14 protein-coding genes are annotated in these 17,809 nt (G+C 49.0%); 7 read left to right on the top strand and 7 right to left on the bottom strand.

Annotated elements, in window-relative coordinates; all coding sequences use genetic code 11:
* Positions 1 to 4: 4 nt before the first annotated feature.
* From RIF25_RS10405 to RIF25_RS10420, 4 genes are all read left to right on the top strand, one after another.
* On the top strand, positions 5 to 1,759 hold the full coding sequence (locus RIF25_RS10405) for a DUF3370 domain-containing protein (protein ID WP_322878473.1): 1,755 nt from the start codon (positions 5 to 7) through the stop codon (positions 1,757 to 1,759).
* Positions 1,760 to 1,769: 10 nt separating this feature from the next.
* Positions 1,770 to 2,501 (top strand): metallophosphoesterase family protein, encoded by a 732-nt coding sequence (locus RIF25_RS10410; RefSeq protein WP_322878474.1) that lies wholly within the window; start codon positions 1,770 to 1,772, stop codon positions 2,499 to 2,501.
* 342 nt (positions 2,502 to 2,843) lie between these two features.
* Entirely contained in the window at positions 2,844 to 7,055 is a 4,212-nt protein-coding gene (locus RIF25_RS10415) for a sensor domain-containing protein (protein WP_322878475.1), read from the top strand.
* Positions 7,056 to 7,122: 67 nt separating this feature from the next.
* Positions 7,123 to 8,379 (top strand): ABC transporter substrate-binding protein, encoded by a 1,257-nt coding sequence (locus tag RIF25_RS10420; RefSeq protein ID WP_322878476.1) that lies wholly within the window; start codon positions 7,123 to 7,125, stop codon positions 8,377 to 8,379.
* Here RIF25_RS10420 and RIF25_RS10425 read toward each other — a convergent pair.
* The 7 genes from RIF25_RS10425 to ndhL all read right to left on the bottom strand — a co-directional run bounded on the left by RIF25_RS10425 (position 8,365) and on the right by ndhL (position 15,355).
* A complete protein-coding gene (locus RIF25_RS10425; RefSeq protein WP_322878477.1) occupies positions 8,365 to 8,685 on the bottom strand; it encodes a helix-turn-helix domain-containing protein in 321 nt (106 codons plus the stop codon). The two genes, RIF25_RS10420 and RIF25_RS10425, sit on opposite strands and share 15 nt — an antisense overlap.
* Before the next feature lie 218 nt (positions 8,686 to 8,903).
* Positions 8,904 to 9,125, bottom strand: coding sequence for a DUF4327 family protein (locus RIF25_RS10430; RefSeq protein WP_322878478.1), 222 nt, complete (start codon positions 9,123 to 9,125; stop codon positions 8,904 to 8,906).
* A gap of 256 nt (positions 9,126 to 9,381) precedes the next feature.
* Positions 9,382 to 10,203 (bottom strand): LolA-like protein, encoded by an 822-nt coding sequence (locus RIF25_RS10435; RefSeq protein WP_322878479.1) that lies wholly within the window; start codon positions 10,201 to 10,203, stop codon positions 9,382 to 9,384.
* A 1-nt stretch (position 10,204) separates the two neighbouring features.
* Complete coding sequence (locus RIF25_RS10440) at positions 10,205 to 13,405, bottom strand: efflux RND transporter permease subunit (protein WP_322878480.1); 3,201 nt, start codon at positions 13,403 to 13,405, stop codon at positions 10,205 to 10,207.
* Positions 13,406 to 13,416: 11 nt separating this feature from the next.
* Positions 13,417 to 14,625 carry an efflux RND transporter periplasmic adaptor subunit gene (locus RIF25_RS10445; protein WP_322878481.1) on the bottom strand — a complete coding sequence of 403 codons (1,209 nt, stop codon included), beginning with the start codon at positions 14,623 to 14,625 and terminating at the stop codon, positions 13,417 to 13,419.
* A 192-nt stretch (positions 14,626 to 14,817) separates the two neighbouring features.
* Positions 14,818 to 15,126: a DUF3007 family protein gene (locus RIF25_RS10450; protein ID WP_322878482.1), complete on the bottom strand. Its 309-nt coding sequence runs from the start codon at positions 15,124 to 15,126 to the stop codon at positions 14,818 to 14,820.
* A 1-nt stretch (position 15,127) separates the two neighbouring features.
* The gene (ndhL, locus tag RIF25_RS10455; RefSeq protein ID WP_015125140.1) at positions 15,128 to 15,355 is read right to left on the bottom strand and encodes an NAD(P)H-quinone oxidoreductase subunit L; all 228 of its coding nucleotides are present in this window, start codon (positions 15,353 to 15,355) and stop codon (positions 15,128 to 15,130) included.
* A 676-nt stretch (positions 15,356 to 16,031) separates the two neighbouring features.
* Between ndhL and RIF25_RS10460 the strand changes: the two genes are divergently transcribed.
* The 3 genes from RIF25_RS10460 to RIF25_RS10470 are packed head-to-tail and all read left to right on the top strand — an operon-like array spanning position 16,032 to position 17,762.
* Complete coding sequence (locus RIF25_RS10460) at positions 16,032 to 16,967, top strand: tyrosine-type recombinase/integrase (RefSeq protein ID WP_322878483.1); 936 nt, start codon at positions 16,032 to 16,034, stop codon at positions 16,965 to 16,967.
* Positions 16,960 to 17,223, top strand: coding sequence for a tyrosine-type recombinase/integrase (locus RIF25_RS10465; protein WP_322878484.1), 264 nt, complete (start codon positions 16,960 to 16,962; stop codon positions 17,221 to 17,223). Before RIF25_RS10460 ends, RIF25_RS10465 begins: the two co-directional genes overlap by 8 nt.
* The gene (locus RIF25_RS10470; protein ID WP_322878485.1) at positions 17,223 to 17,762 is read left to right on the top strand and encodes a hypothetical protein; all 540 of its coding nucleotides are present in this window, start codon (positions 17,223 to 17,225) and stop codon (positions 17,760 to 17,762) included. The genes RIF25_RS10465 and RIF25_RS10470 overlap by 1 nt, the downstream gene beginning before the upstream one ends.
* The last annotated feature ends 47 nt before the right edge of the window (positions 17,763 to 17,809 follow it).

Raw genomic sequence — 17,809 nt, forward strand, 5'->3', positions numbered from 1 at the left:
GGTTATGTTTCTTCCTGTTGTTTTGGCCCAGGCCACGCCCAACTTACCTCCTCAGCAAATTCCTGGACTGGAGCGCCAGCAGTTCCCGGCCCCACGCCTTTCTGTTACCCCTACCCGCTCAACAGCCACTAGCTCTACCCCTGTTGCTCAGTTTGTTCAGCCGAATCCCGCCCCACTGCCGACAACCCTGACCTCTAACTCCATCAATCGCGCTGACTCTCCAGTTGCCGCCCCCTTACCTGTCCCTTCTGTCCCAGTCCCGGCCGTTCCCTCCATTCCCAATGGGATTGCCTTTATTCCCCAACAGGTACGGCCGCTACCCGGACAACTTGATGATGTGCCGGTGTTTAACAGTAACAGCCCAGAAATGGTTCGTAGTGAAGGAATACTGCTGTCAACATTCCCGAATCAAGGCAAAGCAGACCCCCGGGCCCACTTAAACTATCCCTTGCAAGGGCGATTCGATGTCTTTGCCCACCATGTCACCCAATCCAATTCAGCGGCCTATGTCCCGTCCCTATACCTGGGCCTGCTAGCCACTAATCCCACCAGTCAAACCATTACGGTGCGCTATCTCCAGGCCGCCAGTTTCCTCAGCACCCCCGATGCTCCGTTCCGTTCATTACCTGCCATTGCCGATAATCCCATTGGTTATGTCTTTTCGGGGCCTGGCAGTCGAGCCACAAATCAAATTCTCCGGGGAGTGCGCCAAACCTTCTGGCCAACCCAAGTGATCATCCCGCCGGGGGAAAGCCGAATGCTCACCAATTTGATTTTGCCCTTGCCTAAAAGTAACCCTCGGGCAGCCGCGTTGCGGGCCCAACAGGAGTTTAGAGTCAATGAGCAGGGCTATGTGGATCCCAAAGCTCCCCTGATTGCCGATGTCAGTCCCTTTGGCGCTGTTTCATCTTCCAATGGCCGCACCACCTTGATGTATCTCGACAGTGACGGCCCCCTTTACTTAGCCCATATGGCCATGTATGCCCGCACCAACCCCGATGGGAGTGAACGTGCGCCCACCCTAGACGAGTGGCAAGGGATGCTCTACCATGGTCGGCTCGTGAGTCCGCGGGATATTACCCCCACTCCTCCGACTCAAACCTATGGAGCTCGCTTTTTCTACGGCCGAGTTGCGGGGGTCAGTCGAGGTTCTCAATGGTTGGCAAAACTGACGGACGATGGGCGCAACTATCTACAAATTCCCAACCCCGGCCAGGCCATCTCCTACGGAATTAGTACCCTCCAGCGGGGCACCTTGGGAACTGGACAAATCCAAAGCGCGCCGATGTTAGTCCGGTATCCCGATACAGCCTACTACTCCCACGGTAACTATGGGGTGCATTACAGTGTGACTATTCCCCTCCATAACCCGACTCAGCAAACTCGTTCCGTCAACTTAACTCTGCAAACCCCTCTCAAGGATGACTTTAATCCCAATGGCCTCCAGTTTATGAATCCGCCAGCCCCACAGGTGTTTTTCCGGGGGACGGTACGGGTCGTTTACCTTGATGATCTCGGCCAAGAACAGGTGCGGTTTGTCCATTTAGTCCAACGGCGGGGACAGTTAGGTGATTCCTTGGCAATCTTAAATTTACGCCCGGGGGAAACTCGTATGGCCCAGATTGATTTTCTTTATCCGCCCGATGCCACTCCCCCCCAAGTCCTGACGGTGAATACCCTCCCTAATGTGAATTATGAGAACACCGTTAAAGTTCCCTCCCGAGAGCCGCTCACATCCTTAGCCCCATCTCCCCAATAGTTGTTTGGCAATGGAACCGCGCAGAATTTTTATTGGTGATGTCCATGGACACTATTTGGGTCTCACCAACCTTTTGGCGTTCATTGCCCCTGAACCATCAGATCAAATCTTTTTTCTGGGGGACTTAGTGGATCGCGGCCCCAATAGTTCGGCGGTGGTGGAGTTGGTGAAAAGTCGGGGCTATGTCTGCCTTTTGGGGAACCATGAAGACATGATGTTGGCGGCCCTGGCTAGTGATAGTGATCCGAGTAGCCTGCTGGCCTGGTCATCCTGTGGTGGGGAAGAAACTCTGAATAGTTACCGCAGTAATGCCCAATTGGAAGAACATCTGGCCTGGATGGCAGAACTCCCCCTCTACCTAGATCTGGGGGATGTTTGGCTCGTGCATGCTGGCGTGGATCCCCATCTTCCTCTGGATGTGCAAGGTCATTACCAGTTTTGCTGGGTACGGCGGGAGTTTCATGCCAGTCAAACGCCTTATTTTCCAGAAAAAGTAATTGTCGTGGGCCATACGATTACCTTTACGCTCCCAGGTATTGCCCCAGGCCAGGTGGCTGCTGGTGCTGGTTGGATTGATATTGATACCGGAGCCTATCATCGCCGCAGTGGTTGGTTAACGGCCTTGGATTGGACAGAACAGCAAATCTATCAATGCCATGTGTTTAGTGGAGAAACTCGGTCGTTGCCATTGCGGGACATTATTGCTCCGATTGATATGGATGCCATTAGTGTTAGGCGGTAGAAAGACTTAAGCGGTCACAACTGACGGGAGAAAGCTTGAAGCCAAGTGGTTGCCTAGAGTCCGCGATCAATAACACCCTATTCAACGTTAAGACTTTTATCAGTTAAGCCCTGGCCTGTAGTTTTTTGCGTATGGTTTCGTATATGAGTAGTATAGCTCACACTATTAAAAAAATCAATATATACGATAAAAAATTTCAATATGTGTTCTCTAAGTTGTTTCTATCCTAACTTTTCCGGTGTTGGCCCCTCCAGTTCCATAGGCCTACCATAGACATATATAAATAGTTCTATCACTTTAATATCTTAAATATTTTTGGAATATTAGATGGTATCAACTTGAATGTTTACAGACCTAATTGGAGATTTCGCCCAACTTTTAGCCTTGCATACCGATGACTTAATCTGTGTGCATGAGCCGGATGGCAGCTATTTATATTTAACGCCGTCCTGTAAAGATTTATTGGGCTATGACCCGGAAGAGTTAGTGGGTAGTACCCCCTATTTTCTGTTTCATCCCGATGATGTTGAAGCCATTCGTGCCGGCCCCCATGCCTTAGCCTTAGAGGGTGTGACTAATGTTTGCATTACTTACCGGATGCGGAAAAAATCTGGGGGCTACATTTGGCTAGAAACCTTAAGTCGGCCGATTCTCGATGAAGCGGGGAATGTCCTGCTCATTATTACCACCTCCCGCGATGTTACCCAACGCCGTTTAGTTGAAAAGCAACTCAATGCCAATGAACAACTCTTAGAAACGTTTTTTAGTCAATCCTTAGATGCTTGTTTCTTCAAACTATTACCCAGACCCCTGAATTGGCAACATGAACCCAATCGGGAAGCCGCGATTGAATATGCCCTGTTTAATCTGCGAATTACGAAAGTTAATGATGCCACTTGTACGATGTATCGGGCTGGACGCGAGCAACTCTTAGGTCTGTGTTTTGGTGACTTCTTCCGAGACAATTTGGATACGGGGCGGCGGGTCTTAAAGGCTCTGTTTAATCTGGGACGATTTCAAACTGAACTGCATTTACAACGCCTAGATGGTTCTTGGATGTGGCTGGATTGTAATTTTGTTTGTCTTTACGATGAACGGGGGTGGATTCGGGGTTGCTTTGATGTCAAGAAGGATATTACCGAACAAAAAGAGGCGCGCCTGAAACTCGAAGAAGCCTATGCCACCGTGACTCAGGTTTTGGAAAGTACGACTGATGGCTTTTTTAGCGTGGATCAAGACTGGAGTATCACCTACGTCAACCAGAACTTTGAAGAAATACTTGGCATCAAGCGCGCTGAAATTTTAGGGAAAAACCTATGGGAGCAATTTACGGATGTTCAGGGGACACTGTTTGAGACTGAGTATCGGCGGGCCATGACGGAAAAGGTTCCCGTAGAATTTGAAGAATTTTATCCAGGGACGAATCATTGGTATGCGGTACGGGCCTATCCAACAGCATCAGGCCTCTCGACTTATTTTCAGAATATTACTGAGCGGAAGTTGGCCGAGATGCAGCTTTCCAAAATCAATAATCAATTAACAACAGTTCTAGAAAGTACAACCGATGGCTTCTTTAACCTCAGTTCTGATGAGAAAATTACCTACTGCAACTCAAAGTTTGTAGAAACTGTTAACATCAGCAAGGAGCAACTCATTGGTCGTAATATCTGGGAATTATTTAGCGATGCCCTGGGAACGCCCTTTGAAATTAAATTTAAACAGGCCCTCTCTGAACAGATTCCCGTAGAGTTAGAAGAGTTTTATCCAGGCCTGGGGCGGTGGTTTTATGTCAAAGCCTATCCGGTTGATTTTGGGTTAGCCGTTTATTTCCAAGATGTTACGAATCGCCGGATTGCCGAAGCCAAATTAGCTGAAGTCAACCAGGAATTAAGCTCAGTTTTGGAAAGTACAACTGATGCTTTTATTTCCGTGGATCACCAAGGCCTGCTCACCTATGTCAATCGTAACTTCGAGCACAGAACAGGCCTAACGCGGGCACAATTGCTGGGTCATACCCCTTGGGATGTCTTTCCAGACCTGCAGCATACGGCTTTTTTCCAGGCCATCGAGCAAGCCCAGGGTAACCATCAGCCCCAAAAAGTGGAATACTTTTGTCCCTATACCCAAACCTGGTTTTTGGCCAATATTTACCCAACTCCAGGGGGCTTCTCGATTTACTTACAGGATGTCACGGCCCAGAAAAAACAGGAAGCCGAACGTCAACGCCAAAGTGACCTAACTGAATTACTGTTACGTTTAAGTATTCAGGTACGCGAGTCCTTAGAAGTGCCCAAAATTCTCCAAACAACCGTGGATGAGGTGCGCCAATTCCTGGATGTGAATCGGGTCATTGTCTATCAATTCCTCCCCGATTGGTCTGGGAAAATTGTCGCTGAGGCGGTCGATAATCCTGATTATGCCTTGCTCAACCAAATCATTTACGATCCCTGTTTTGGGGCATCCCAGGTCGGGCCTTATCGCTTGGGACGGATTTCCCAGGTCATGAACATCCACGACTCGGCTATGAATCCCTGTTATGTGGAGTTTTTAGCCCAATTTCAAGTCCAGGCCAACCTTGTTGTACCCATCATTTATCAAGATCAGTTATTAGGTCTCTTGATTGCTCAGGACTGTCAACAGCCGCGGGCCTGGCAGGAGGATGAAGTCAACCTATTAAAGCAATTGGCTACCCAAGTGGGGATTGCTGTCAGTCGCGCCAAATTAGTAACGGCCTTAAAAGAACAGGAAGCGCGCTATCGGGCCATTGTTGAGGATCAAACCGAACTCATTTATCGCTGTAGCCCCGATGGGGTTTTAACCTTTGCTAATGCTGCGTTTTGTCGCTATCTCCACCTGATCGAACCTGGGGACGTGAAAGCTGATCATTGTTATTTTGACCAGGCCGTGCGCCATCCTTTTAATGAAGTGGAAACAGCCCGGTTTGCCCAACAACTGGCGGCTCTAACTCCAGCCCATCCCGTGAGTTCGATTGAATGTTATGTGGATTTACCCAATGGCGACCAGGCCTGGTATGAGTGGACAATGCGCGCCCTCTATGACAGCACCAATCAATTACGTGAATATCAGTGCCTTGGCCGTGAAATTACCCGCCGCAAAAAAGTTGAGTTTCAGCTCATTCATGATGCTCTCTATGATTCTCTGACTGGCCTGCCCAATCGGGTGTTGTTGTTAGAGCGTCTGAACCAGGCCTGGAACCGTTACCGCCGCCATCCCGATTGCCCCTTTGTTTTGCTGTTTATTGACGTGGATCGGTTTAAGCGGATTAACGATAGTTTGGGACACCAGGCCGGTGATCAAATCCTCATGACCTTGGCCGAACGTTTGCAAATGGTCTTAAGAGCCACCGATACCCTAGCCCGCCTCAGTGGGGATGAATTTGTGCTCTTGGCTGAAGATATTAATCCTGGAACAGACTTAGACCATTTGATTGGGCGACTCCAACAAACAGCGGAACAACCAATCACGATCTATGACAATCTGATCAAACTCACCTTGAGTATTGGCGTGGCCTGGAGTTCAGCAGCCTATAGTCAACCTGATGAGTTACTCCGGGATGCTGATATTGCCATGTACCAGGCCAAGCTGCGGGGGCGGCATCAGTGTTTGACCTTTACTCCAGAAATGCACCTGGAAGCCCAATTTACCCTGAGTTTAGAAAGTGAACTCCGCAGTGCCATCCTGACAGCCCAGGCCAGTGATCCCCTCCTCAGCTTTGCCTATGATTCGGCCCCAGCCCAACCCGCCCTGCAAGTGTTCTATCAACCCATCGTCAATCTGGCAACCCGGAAAGTCATTGGACTGGAAGCTCTTTGCCGCTGGTTTCATCCAATTCGTGGAGTCATTTCCCCGGCTGAGTTTATTCCCCTAGCTGAAGAAACCGGCCTGATTTTACCCCTGGGCCAATGGGTCTTAAAAACCGCCGCCGCCCAGTTTAGTCAGTGGTATCAAGCCTTAGGGCCTGGGAATGTCCCAAAACTCAGCGTTAATTTAGCTCCCCAGCAATTTCTCCAGAGTAATCTTGTCAATGATGTGGCCGATATTCTTGAAACCTATAATGTACCGCCCCAATACCTCCATCTGGAAATTACTGAAACTGCGATGATGACGAGCCTCGATGTGGTGGTACGGGTGGCCCAACAACTGCAAAATTTAGGGGTCTTTTTGAACATTGATGATTTTGGTACAGGTTACTCGTCTCTCAGTCGGCTGCATCAATTACCCATCCAGGCCTTGAAAATAGATCGTTCGTTTGTGCAGCGTTTAGACCCAAATGTGTTTCCACTTTGGGATTTTGAAGAACCAATCCCCTCCCAAGCCAGTTGTGACATTATCCAAGCCATGTTGAGTTTAGGCCAGAGCTTAGAAATGGATGTGATTGCCGAAGGAGTCGAAACCGAAACCCAGGCCCAGGCCTTACGGGAACTTGGTTGTCACTATGCCCAAGGCTTTCTTTTCTACGCCCCGTTAAGTGTCCACCAAACTGCAACCCTCCTCCACGACCAGGCCAGGACAAACAGCAACATCACGGCCTAAGCGGGCCAACACCGAAAGTTATATTATTGGGAAGCTTTAACTTAGTCACGCGATCCCTCCAGTTCCTATGGTCAAAATCGGCTTAATTCCCAACCTCACCCGTACTGTCCAGCACCTATCCTGTTTGGTTTTATTGGGAACCACCCTCTGGGGATGTAGCCAAAGCCAAGGAACAAGCAGCGCTGGCAATAGTGCCTCAGAGTTACCCATTGGAGTAGCCTTAGCCTTAACGGGCAATGCCTCCCTCTATGGGCAAGAGTCTCTCAATGGCATCAAGGTGGCAGAAACCCGATTTAATGCCCAAAAACTGACAACTCCCCCAATTCGGATGGTCATTCAAGATACGGGCAGCGATGAGGCTGGGGCGGTCAATGCCTTTCAAACCTTGATTAACCAGGCCAATGTTTTGGGAATTATCGGCCCAACTCTGTCCCAGCAGGCCTTTAGTGCGGATCCGATTGCGGAGCGGGCGGGTGTACCGGTGGTGGCTCCTTCCAATACGGCAGTGGGTATTCCTGAAATCGGCCTGTTTATCAGTCGGGTTTCTGCGCCTGTCTCGGTGGTGGCCCCTGCAGCGATCAAAGCAGCCTTAAAGCTGAATCCGCAACTTAAACGGGTGGCTGTTTTTTATGCTCAAGATGATGCCTTTAGCCGTTCCGAAACCGAAATTTTCCAGAAAACCTTAAAAGCGCAAGGCCTGGAGATTGTCACGGTACAAAAGGGGCAAACCACCGATACGGATTTTCAGTCCCAAGTTAGTAATGCCCTGCGCCTAAACCCTGATTTGGTCGTGATCTCCGGCCTGGCTGCCGATGGTGGCAATTTAATTCGCCAATTACGAGAACTAAACTACAAAGGCTTAATTATTGGTGGGAATGGGGTGAATACCGTTAACTTATTTCCAGTTTGTCGGGCTGCTTGTGATGGTGTTCTGGTGGCCCAGGCCTACAGCCCCGAAAATCCAAGCCCCACCAATCAAACCTTTCGGCAAGCCTTTGAAGCTCAGTTGCAACAAGTCCCATCCCAATTCAGTGCCCAGGCCTACACCGCCGCCCAAGTCTTAGTTGAATCTCTCAATGCTCTGGGTAAAACCAATGATCTAGCCACCATGCCCCGCGGCGAATTGCGCCAAAAGCTCAATCAGCAACTCCTCCAAGGCACCTATGACACACCTCTGGGGGAAATTAAGTTCACCCCCAATGGGGATGTCATTCAGCGGCAGTTCTATGTCGGGCAAATCCAAATGAATCCTGATGGTAACAGTGGTAAATTTGCCCTACTCCAAGTCACGGAAACAGAACCGAGCCACTCAGTCAATCCCTAAGTCAACTGTTACGGCAATATCCATCCCGGTTCGCTCTAGCCACTCCTGGCAATATTCTGACAAGGTGTAGTCTGGATGTTCCACCACCATCGCCATTCCTTCTGCTTCTTTCCCGACTAGGGGACTAGGTTTGCCACCATTCGGGCGTTTGGGTGCAAGTTGTCCCGTCTCCCGTTTCAAAATAATTAGCTTGTGGACAGTGGTTTTACTTACTTGGAACCGCTCAGCTAGTTTGCGGATGGAGGTTGTTCCTTCTTCATAGGACTTCACGATTCGCTCCCGCAAATCCAGGGATAAGGCTGGCATTAGAGACTCCCCGACTCACATTAATCTCGGGAATCGTACCATAAAGTTCTAGAATACGCTGTATCGGAATTGTTCTGACTCATGAAAATCTTACCAGTTGGATGCTTTTAACTGCCCCCGATTCAGTTCTCAATGGGTGACATCATGACTCAAAAATTTCCCCCACCACTTCTCCCCTCAGCACCGAATTAGGACAGGCTGGCGGAGTGCATGATTAATTAATCATTTTCCCAACATTCACCCCCCAACAGATCACCAATGCGATCTCGGAGCATAAAGTCACATCGCTCAAGCTCAACTTCAATCAAGGGCCATTCCCGCACGGGGACGTACTGACAGAGCGTATAGATAGGTTGTTGCCGACTCACGACCCCTTTTTCAACTAAGCAACGGGCTTCTTCCTGAACAAGCTGGAGGGAGTATTGTAATGTTTGAACCATGACATCCTCTTTGGGCATTAAACCGCCACAGGTGGATTGAGGGTTAATTTCTAGAGATTTGTAGTCTCTAATACTGAAATTATTTCAATTTTCCAATGTGAACGCACGCCCTAATCATAACAAATGTTTCGGAAGTCAGGGGGTCTTGACATGGCTGACATTTTTGGCATTGGCGGGAGATGCCAGAGTCCTCACACGTTCATGCAGTCCTAACCCCAATATTTTAATTTATTCTCAGGATTTATTTTGTCTACACCTAAAACGGACTAATCTCAACCTTCTTGACCTGCTGACTGCCCGGTGGGGATAGAAACTTAAACTGACTGTTGGGAATGGATGCCTGACAATCCCGTTGCTGGATTATCTCCTGGATTTGAATTTTAATTCCCTGGCTTTCGGTTTCAAAATCAATCGCTTTTAGCCGGCCCTGGGGCGGCAGCAGATAAATACTGGCGACTAAATTATCAGTTTTGTTATTTAAGCTAAATTTAACGGTTTCCTGACCCGCAAGTTTGGCCTTACTTTCGCTCAGGTCAAGGGCTTGAAGTTCCTGCAAAATCGTCTGAAACAGAGTTTCACTGGAGGCAGTCCCGGCCTGGAACAGTGCTGGAGTCTCTGGGGGCATGGACAAGAACAGAAGCGTGGAAAATCCCACCCAAAAATTATTATCAGAGCCTTGGAAATCCTTTGCGGGGGACTGCATGTATTGGTTTAAGTCGGGGCGAAAGGCGGTAAAGGTTTCCCCATCGGACACCAAGACGACCCGCTGACTTTGGCCGGTATCTTGGGGGGCAAATTCCACCTCTACCCGAAATTGATTCGGAAGTTGACTCAGGGCCTGGAGATTTGCTTTACCAGTAAATGAAACCCCTGTGCTGGAACCATTGATGGTCAAAGTGGATTGGGTCACACAGGCCGGTGTTTGCCAAAAGGTTTTAATCCCCGCTTTTAATAGGCTCAGATCAACCGGACTACGACTGAGGTAAACCGGAGTGGCCTTTGCGACAGGGGCAAGGAGGGGAATGGCGATCCCACAACAAAATAGGCATAGGGCGGTGGAGAAACGGTGCGAGAACAACCTAGCTTTCCTCCAGGGGCTTTTTAGCAGGCTTGCTGAGACGCTCTTCAAGGGATTTAATCACGATATAAATCACCGGCACAATGAAGAAACTCAAGAGGGTGGAAGCAATCATGCCCCCTAAAACTGCTGTTCCCAAGGAATGCCGGGCATTGGAACCGGAACCTGAGGCAAAGACCAGGGGCAAAATCCCCAAAATGAAGGAAATGGCTGTCATTAAAATCGGCCGTAACCGCTCTTCCGCTGCTTTGATCACGGCTTTAGTGGCGGAAACCCCCTCCGATTCCTTGATTTGATTGGCAAATTCAACAATTAGAATGGCGTTTTTACTTGCTAAACCAATCAGCATCACCAAGCCAATCTGACAGAACAAGTCATTGGCGAGACCCCGCATTTCCTGAGCTAGTAAGGCTCCCAAAACCGCTAAGGGTACAGACAGAAGAATAATCAGGGGGTCAATATAGCTTTCATATTGGGCTGAGAGAATCAGGAAGACAAAGATTAAGCCAAGGGCAAAAATAAATGGGGCCTGGCCGCCGGAACGGGTGGATTCCAGAGATAGACCTGTCCAGGCAAAGTTAATGCCCCTAGGCAAGATTTTCTCAGCGAGGGTGCTAATGATATTCATGGCCTGGCCATCACTGAGACCATTCACCCCTGACCCCGTAACTTCCGCTGACCGAAATAGGTTGTGATGATAGACAATCGGCGGGGCCGTAATCTGCTTCACCGTGACTAGGTTGCTCAAGGGAATCATGTTGCCATCTACGGAACGGACATAGAGCTTGTTAATGTCATCGGGGTTAGAGCGAAACTGTTGATCGGCCTGGATAATGACTTGATAACTGCGGGCAAACAGGTTGAACTGGTTAACATAGGCCGAACCGAGATAAACCTGCATCGTATTAAAGACATCGTTTAGATTCACATTTAAGGCTAAGGCCCTTGTCCGATCCACATCCACCGACAACAAGGGCGCATTATCAGCAAAGGGCGTGTTCACCCCTAACAGGCCTGGTCGCCCACCCGCTGGCCGATGTTCCGAAGCCGCTGTGCGAACTAGCTCAGAAACCGCAGCATTCAAGGCCGAAAAGCCCAAATTTTGTTGATCCATTACTTGGACATCAAAGCCACCCAGGCCACTACCACCCAAATTAACGGCAGGAACATTGGTAACAAAGATGATTGCGCCCGTAAGCCCCCCTAACTTTTGTTGGACTTCCGGAAGAATTTGATCTAAAGATCGCCGCTTTGACCAAGGTTGCATCGAGGTATAAATCACCCCTTTATCCGGCCCATTGCCAAAGAAGTTATTCCCTGTGATGGCAAAGGTGTGACCCCGTTGGTCTGGGGGTAAGTCTGGGCCAATGATTTCGTCAAAACCAGAGATAATTTTTGCCGCTTCTCTGACAATATTGTTCGTGTATTCGATGGAAACCCCTTGAGGCGATTGAATTAGGGTGACAAAATAGCCTTGATCTTCTTCTGGAATAAAGCCCGGCGGGACAACATTGAATAGCCAGTAGGTTAGGCCCAAAAGTACGACAAAGCCAATCAGAACAACGCCCTTAAACTTGGTGACAACAACTGTTAAGTTATGCTCATAGCCGCTCCGGAGCCAGTCGAGAAAGACATTAATTGGCCGATAGATAAAATTAGTCAGCAGGCGATCAACCGGATTGTTTACTGGGGGTTTTTCCCGCCGCAGTAATAACGCGCTCATGGGGGGACTTAGGGTAAGGGCGTTAAAGGTGGAAAAGGCAATGGAGAAGACAATGGTTAAGGCAAACTGTTGATAGAGTTGCCCTGTTACGCCTGGGAAAAAAGCCACCGGAATAAACACAGCCATTAAGACCAAGGAAGTGGCAATAATCGCCCCAGACACTTCCCGCATAGACTCAATCGCCGCTTCCATTGGGGTCATGTTCCGCTCTTGCATCAACCGCGTGACATTCTCCACCACGATAATCGCATCGTCCACCACCAACCCAGTCGCCAACACCAGGCCAAACATGGTCAAACTATTTAAGGAAAACTGAAACACCACCATGAAGGCAAACGTGCCAATCAAGGAAACCGGGATCGTAATTAAGGGGATCAGGGTAGAACGCCAGTCTTGGAGAAAGAGGAAAATCACCAGAACGACGAGGATGATCGCAACGTAAAGGGTCTCGACCACTTCTTTTTGGGATTCTTCCACAGCATTGGTGGTACTAAACCCAAAGGCCCATTCCAATCCGGGGGGAAAAGATTTGGCCAGTTCCGTCATTTCCTTATCAACCAGAGCATAGATATCGAGAGCATTGGCCTGGTTTAACTGATAAATCCCGACCCCAACCGCGTCTTTGCCATCAAAGTTAAAGTCGGTGGTGTAACTTTGGGCCCCAAGCTCGGTTCGTCCCACATCCCGGACTCGAATTAAGGAGCCATCCTCACCCCGTTGAATGACAATATCGCCAAATTCCTCCTCGCTGGCTAGACGACTCTGGGCCTGGATTGAAATTTGAAATTCTTGCCCGGAAGGAGCCGGTGGTGCGCCAATAATCCCTGCCCCCACTTGGATGTTTTGATCCGCTAGGGCATTGGTCACATCCGTTGCTGTTAAGCCGCGGGCTGCGAGTCGGGCTGGATCCAACCACAGACGCATCGCATAGGTTCGTTGGCCAAAAATCTGCACCTGACCCACCCCCGATAATCGCTGCAACGGCTGGGTAATGTAGAGGGAGGCGTAGTTACTGATGAACAGCGAGTCATAGCGATCATCGGGGGAGTATAGCCCAATCGCAGTGACAATTTGGGGCGAGGCTTTGGTGACGGTTACTCCCGTGGCCTGGACGGATTGAGGTAATTGGGCCAGCACCGATGCAACATCGTTGTTCACATCCACCGCGGCAATATCCTGACTGTATCCCGAGGTAAAGGTAATGGTCAGATTACTGTTGCCAAAGTTATCGCTGGTGGAGTCAATATAATCCATCCCTTCTACGCCGTTAATGGCTGTTTCCAAGATGGTGGTGACATTGGTTTCTACGGTTTCGGCACTGGCACCGGCAAAGTTAGAGGCCACCTGAATCGTGGGCGGGGTGACGTTGGGATAGTACTCAATGGGCAATGTCGGTAAGGCAACGGTTCCCACCAGAATAATCAGTAGGGAGCAAACGGTGGCAAAAACAGGTCGTTTAATAAAGAATTCTGACAGCATGGGAGACCGGCCTAGGATTCAGGAGTAATGGGTTCACCGTCACGGACACGCTGGATACCCGAAGTGATGATCCTGGCGTTGGTTTGTAATCCTTTCAGGACTTGGTAATTATTACCTTGGATCCGCCCCAGTTGGATTGCCGTTTGTCGGGCCACAGTTTTCCCATCTTGACTAGGTTCGGCCACAAAGACAAAGTTTTGTCCCGCCAAATTGGAAACGGCTGTTGTTGGCACCAGAACTCCGGGCTTTTGATCCCAAGTCACTCGGGCCTGGACTTGTTGGTTAGCGCGGAGTCGGTTATCCCGATTTTCGTAGAGGGCTTTAACCAAAATTGTCTGGGTATTGTTGTTAGTGGTGGTGTCAATAAAGAAGACCTGACTGGTGGCAATGTTTTTTCCGCTCGTGTCAATCAGTTCCACGGGGAGGCCAATCCGTAAATCTGCGGCCCGTTCAATGGGGATGTTGATATAAATTTCTAGGGGTTGATTTTCGGTCAAGGTCAGGAGGTTGGTTTGGGGTGTAACGTAATCTCCCACTCTCGGGCCAATGTTGCCAATGTTGCCCGCGAAAGGGGCATTGACGGTGTACCAGTTCAGGAGGACGGCCTGTTGTTGAGTATTGGCCCGAGCCTGTTGTAAAACCTTTTCATTTTCAATAATGGTGGCCTGCTGGGCCCGAATATCGGCATCGGTGGATTGGAGCGTGGCCTGGGCGGTGCGATAGGCCAAAATAAAGGACTGAGCTTGTTCCTTGGAAACAGCCCCCTGCTCGAATAGGGCCGTATATCGTTCGGCCTGAAGACGATTAAATTCCAGGGTAGCCAAGTCAGATCGACGTTGGGCTTCTAAGGCGCGCAATTCAGAACGGGAGGTTTCAACAGTGGCCTGGGCTGCCTGGAGGGCCGCAAATTGACTGGCAACGGCGGCGGACTGTTCTGAAGGATCAATTTGAATCAGCGGCGCGCCTTGGGGAACATTCACCCCTGAGCGAACTAAAATTTGGGCAATTCGTCCAGAGACCTGTGGGCTGAGGTTGATGGCCCGGCGAGATTGGAGTTGGGTGTTGTAGGTTCCCGTGTCAACTAACATCCCCGCTTGGACGGTAGCGACTTTGACTGTAGGAGGAGGGGGAGCCCCAGCTTGTTCACTCGCGCAACTTCCCAGGCCTGTTAGTAAAGTACCCCCCACCACTAGCGAGGCGAACCAATGACGTTGTAACATCCGCAACCCCTAATCCATCTCCTACACCATCATTCCCAGGCCTGGATGAGGACAAATACCGGAAAATTTGCCTGCCTAGACAAACTGATTCCTAGTCAACCCCAGATGGGATGCCCTGATTTTAGCTTGCAGTTAGGATGTTGTAACCTATTTTTTCTAATGAAGTCCGAAAAACTAGTCTGAGAGTTGGGGTCAAGCATCGGATGAGTCGGCTTCTATCTCGGCTTGTAGTTGGGCTAGCTCTTCGGGTGTGAGGGACTCCAGCCGTTTTTCCAGGACAGCATCTTCGTAGTCTTTAAGCTGTTGGTTATAGGTCATTTGCTTGGTAAAAACCCGAAAAAAATAGGTTGATAACCAGGCCAGTAAGCCGATGACAAAGATGGCCTGACTCCAAACTCCGGCGGTCTGGGCATCCAAACCAAACAGTTGCAAAACTCCATAGATGACTGCCCCCATAATTACAGCAGCCAGACCTAGGGCAATGGCATCAATTCGCCGCACTCTAAGACTCCAACGTCCGCGGTTGGGGGCGAATGTTCAAAAAGGGCGCTAAAACAATCATGCCGGGAAAAAAGAACATCACCAAAAAGTACATGAACCCCCGCTCAAAAGAGCTAGCCACATACCAGCGTTTTTGGAGATAGAGATAGGTCAAAAAAGGCAGGACTAAGAGATAAGCCCCGGCCAGCCCCCCGTAGGTTGCGACCACTGCCAAATCTATTGTGCTCATTGATATGTTCCCCAGTCAGTGTATATGTTGCATTAGAAATACAGACATCTTAAGAGATTGCCGGCCTGGGTTCAATCTTAGTCGTGGTGATGGAGCCGATGAGGATTTTTAATCAGGTTGTGCCAAAATTTAATCATCCTATCCCCATAGCTCCCTAGCCTGCGGTATGATAAGGCTTACTTAAGGGGGCGTGGCGGAATGGTAGACGCTGCGGACTTAAGTAATTTGAGCCTTAGTGGGGAAACTTGCTAAGTGACTGCTCTCAAATTCAGGGAAACCTAAGTCTGATGTCTGTTTTCAGCATTTGAGATAGGGCAATCCTGAGCCAAGCCGTTTTTTATCACGGGAACGGAAGGTGCAGAGACTCGACGGGAGCTACCCAACCATGATTCGTCAAAGGGGGTAAAGAGAGAGTCCAATTCTCAACACTTGCGGGTGGCTGTGAAAGCAGCAGGAGAATGAAAATCCGTTGACCTTATAAGTCGTGAGGGTTCAAGTCCCTCCGCCCCCACTAATCAATAATCTGAGACTGTCCAAGAAAGTCTTTGCAGCAAGCGTTTTAGAGCATTTTAGGCTATTCTTCAGTCTCAGTTAGTCTCACAAAATCCACTGCAATCCAGGGGTAAGTAGGGGTAAACTCAGGGGTAATCGCTCTTGAGACTCACAGCTTACCCCTATGGCACTTACAGTCCTGACCATTAGCAATGCCAAGCCTAAAGACAAAGTACAGAAACTTTTTGACAGTTGTGGTTTATTCCTGGAAATTACTCCGAAAGGCAGTAAACGTTGGCGGCATAAATATTATTACCAAGGCAAAGAAAAGCTACTCAGTTTAGGGCTTTACCAAGATGTCAGTTTAGCTGAAGCACGAGAAATCCTCAGTGAGCAGAAAAAACAACTGGCAAAAGGGATTGATCCTTCAGCCGCACGACAAGCGATTGAGTCGGCACGAGTCGCTACTGCGCTGAACCAGTTCGAGGTCGTAGCAAGAGAGTGGTTTGCCAACAAGCAACCAAGCTGGGCAGCAAGTCATGCCAAGGTTAATCTGCAAAGACTTGAGCGGGACGTATTTCCGTTAATAGGAGATAGAGGAATTGCCGATATTACAGCCCCAGAGATATTGTCTCTACTCCAAGGCATTATCAAGCGTGGTTCCATTGAAACCGCCCATCGAGTCAAAAGTATAATCTCTCAGGTGATGCGTTATGGCATTGCAACTAATCGAGTAGATCATGATGTCACCCCAGGATTAACTGGAGCGTTACCGCCATCTCCAGAGAATCATCTAGCTGCAATTACAGACCCAAAACGATTAGGGCAAGTCTTAAAGATGTTTGATGCTTATCCTGGTGGGCTGGTAGTGCGCTGTGCTTTGCAGCTAACTCCTTTATTGTTTGTGCGTCCGGGTGAGTTACGTGCAATGAAATGGGCAGAAGTTGACCTTAACACTAAAGAATGGCTATCCACTCTCAGCAAGACCAATCAACCGCATATCGTACCGTTGGCTACTCAGTCAGCCGCAATTCTGCGTGAAATACAACCTTTTACACGGACAGGTGAGTTTGTGTTTCCGAGTCCCCGAACATCAAACCGGCCAATGGCCAATGAGTAATGCAGCGATTACGGCGGCTCTCAGGGCAATGGGGATTGATGGCAGTGAGCAAACGGCGCATGGTTTCCGAGCGACTGCCAGAACGCTGCTGGATGAAGTCTTAGGCATTCGACCAGATTACATCGAGCATCAGCTAGGACATACCGTAAAAGACCCGCTCGGACGAGCCTACAACCGAACTACGCACCTAAAGGAGCGGCGGGAGATGATGCAAGTCTGGGCAGATTATTTGGACACATTAAAGGAGCAAGTCTAATGTCAGCATCCTACAAAGACATGGAGCATTTCGACTTTTTGGTAGCGGCTTGCCTTCTATTCAACTTAGACCCTATCGAGAAGAACCAGAAACTACCGGAGGTCAGAGCAAGAGTAACGGACTTAAGGAAATGGGTTGAGGCAAGAGCAAACCGCATAAATGATAAGACAATTCCACCCTTTATGAGAGGTTCCAAATCTGCCGAGCAGTATGAGCAAGACCCTCCTCCAGAAAACATTAGTCGAGAATTGTTGATCGAATATGCAGGGACAAGAGGACTTAAGCCTAGCTTTCTATTTCCTGATGAAGCCGAGGAATCTGACGACGAGTTAGACCACAATAGACGGTTATCTTACTTAAAGCTGATCTTGGCTTTATTTAAACAGCAAAAGATCGGGATAAGTGACAAGGATATTGTCAGTAAAGTTGAACTGATAACCACGACAACCCTTGAGAAGAGCATGGATAGAAAGACAATCAATAAGATCATCAATGAGATACGAACTCACTCTAGCCTTAAAGCTAGTCGCCAAAAATGAGAAACGCTATAACCTATATTTGGCAAAGCTTTCCGATGGGAAAATGC

The sequence above is a fragment of the Pseudocalidococcus azoricus BACA0444 genome (assembly GCF_031729055.1).
GTDB lineage: Bacteria > Cyanobacteriota > Cyanobacteriia > Thermosynechococcales > Thermosynechococcaceae > Pseudocalidococcus > Pseudocalidococcus azoricus.

Coding starts and splice junctions, on each gene's coding strand:
- RIF25_RS10405 (WP_322878473.1), top strand. CDS start 5: ATGTTTCTTCCTGTTGTTTTGGCCCAGGCCACGCCCAACTTACCTCCT.
- RIF25_RS10410 (WP_322878474.1), top strand. CDS start 1,770: ATGGAACCGCGCAGAATTTTTATTGGTGATGTCCATGGACACTATTTG.
- RIF25_RS10415 (WP_322878475.1), top strand. CDS start 2,844: ATGTTTACAGACCTAATTGGAGATTTCGCCCAACTTTTAGCCTTGCAT.
- RIF25_RS10420 (WP_322878476.1), top strand. CDS start 7,123: ATGGTCAAAATCGGCTTAATTCCCAACCTCACCCGTACTGTCCAGCAC.
- RIF25_RS10425 (WP_322878477.1), bottom strand. CDS start 8,685: ATGCCAGCCTTATCCCTGGATTTGCGGGAGCGAATCGTGAAGTCCTAT.
- RIF25_RS10430 (WP_322878478.1), bottom strand. CDS start 9,125: ATGGTTCAAACATTACAATACTCCCTCCAGCTTGTTCAGGAAGAAGCC.
- RIF25_RS10440 (WP_322878480.1), bottom strand. CDS start 13,405: ATGCTGTCAGAATTCTTTATTAAACGACCTGTTTTTGCCACCGTTTGC.
- RIF25_RS10445 (WP_322878481.1), bottom strand. CDS start 14,625: ATGTTACAACGTCATTGGTTCGCCTCGCTAGTGGTGGGGGGTACTTTA.
- ndhL (WP_015125140.1), bottom strand. CDS start 15,355: ATGAGCACAATAGATTTGGCAGTGGTCGCAACCTACGGGGGGCTGGCC.
- RIF25_RS10460 (WP_322878483.1), top strand. CDS start 16,032: ATGGCACTTACAGTCCTGACCATTAGCAATGCCAAGCCTAAAGACAAA.
- RIF25_RS10465 (WP_322878484.1), top strand. CDS start 16,960: ATGAGTAATGCAGCGATTACGGCGGCTCTCAGGGCAATGGGGATTGAT.
- RIF25_RS10470 (WP_322878485.1), top strand. CDS start 17,223: ATGTCAGCATCCTACAAAGACATGGAGCATTTCGACTTTTTGGTAGCG.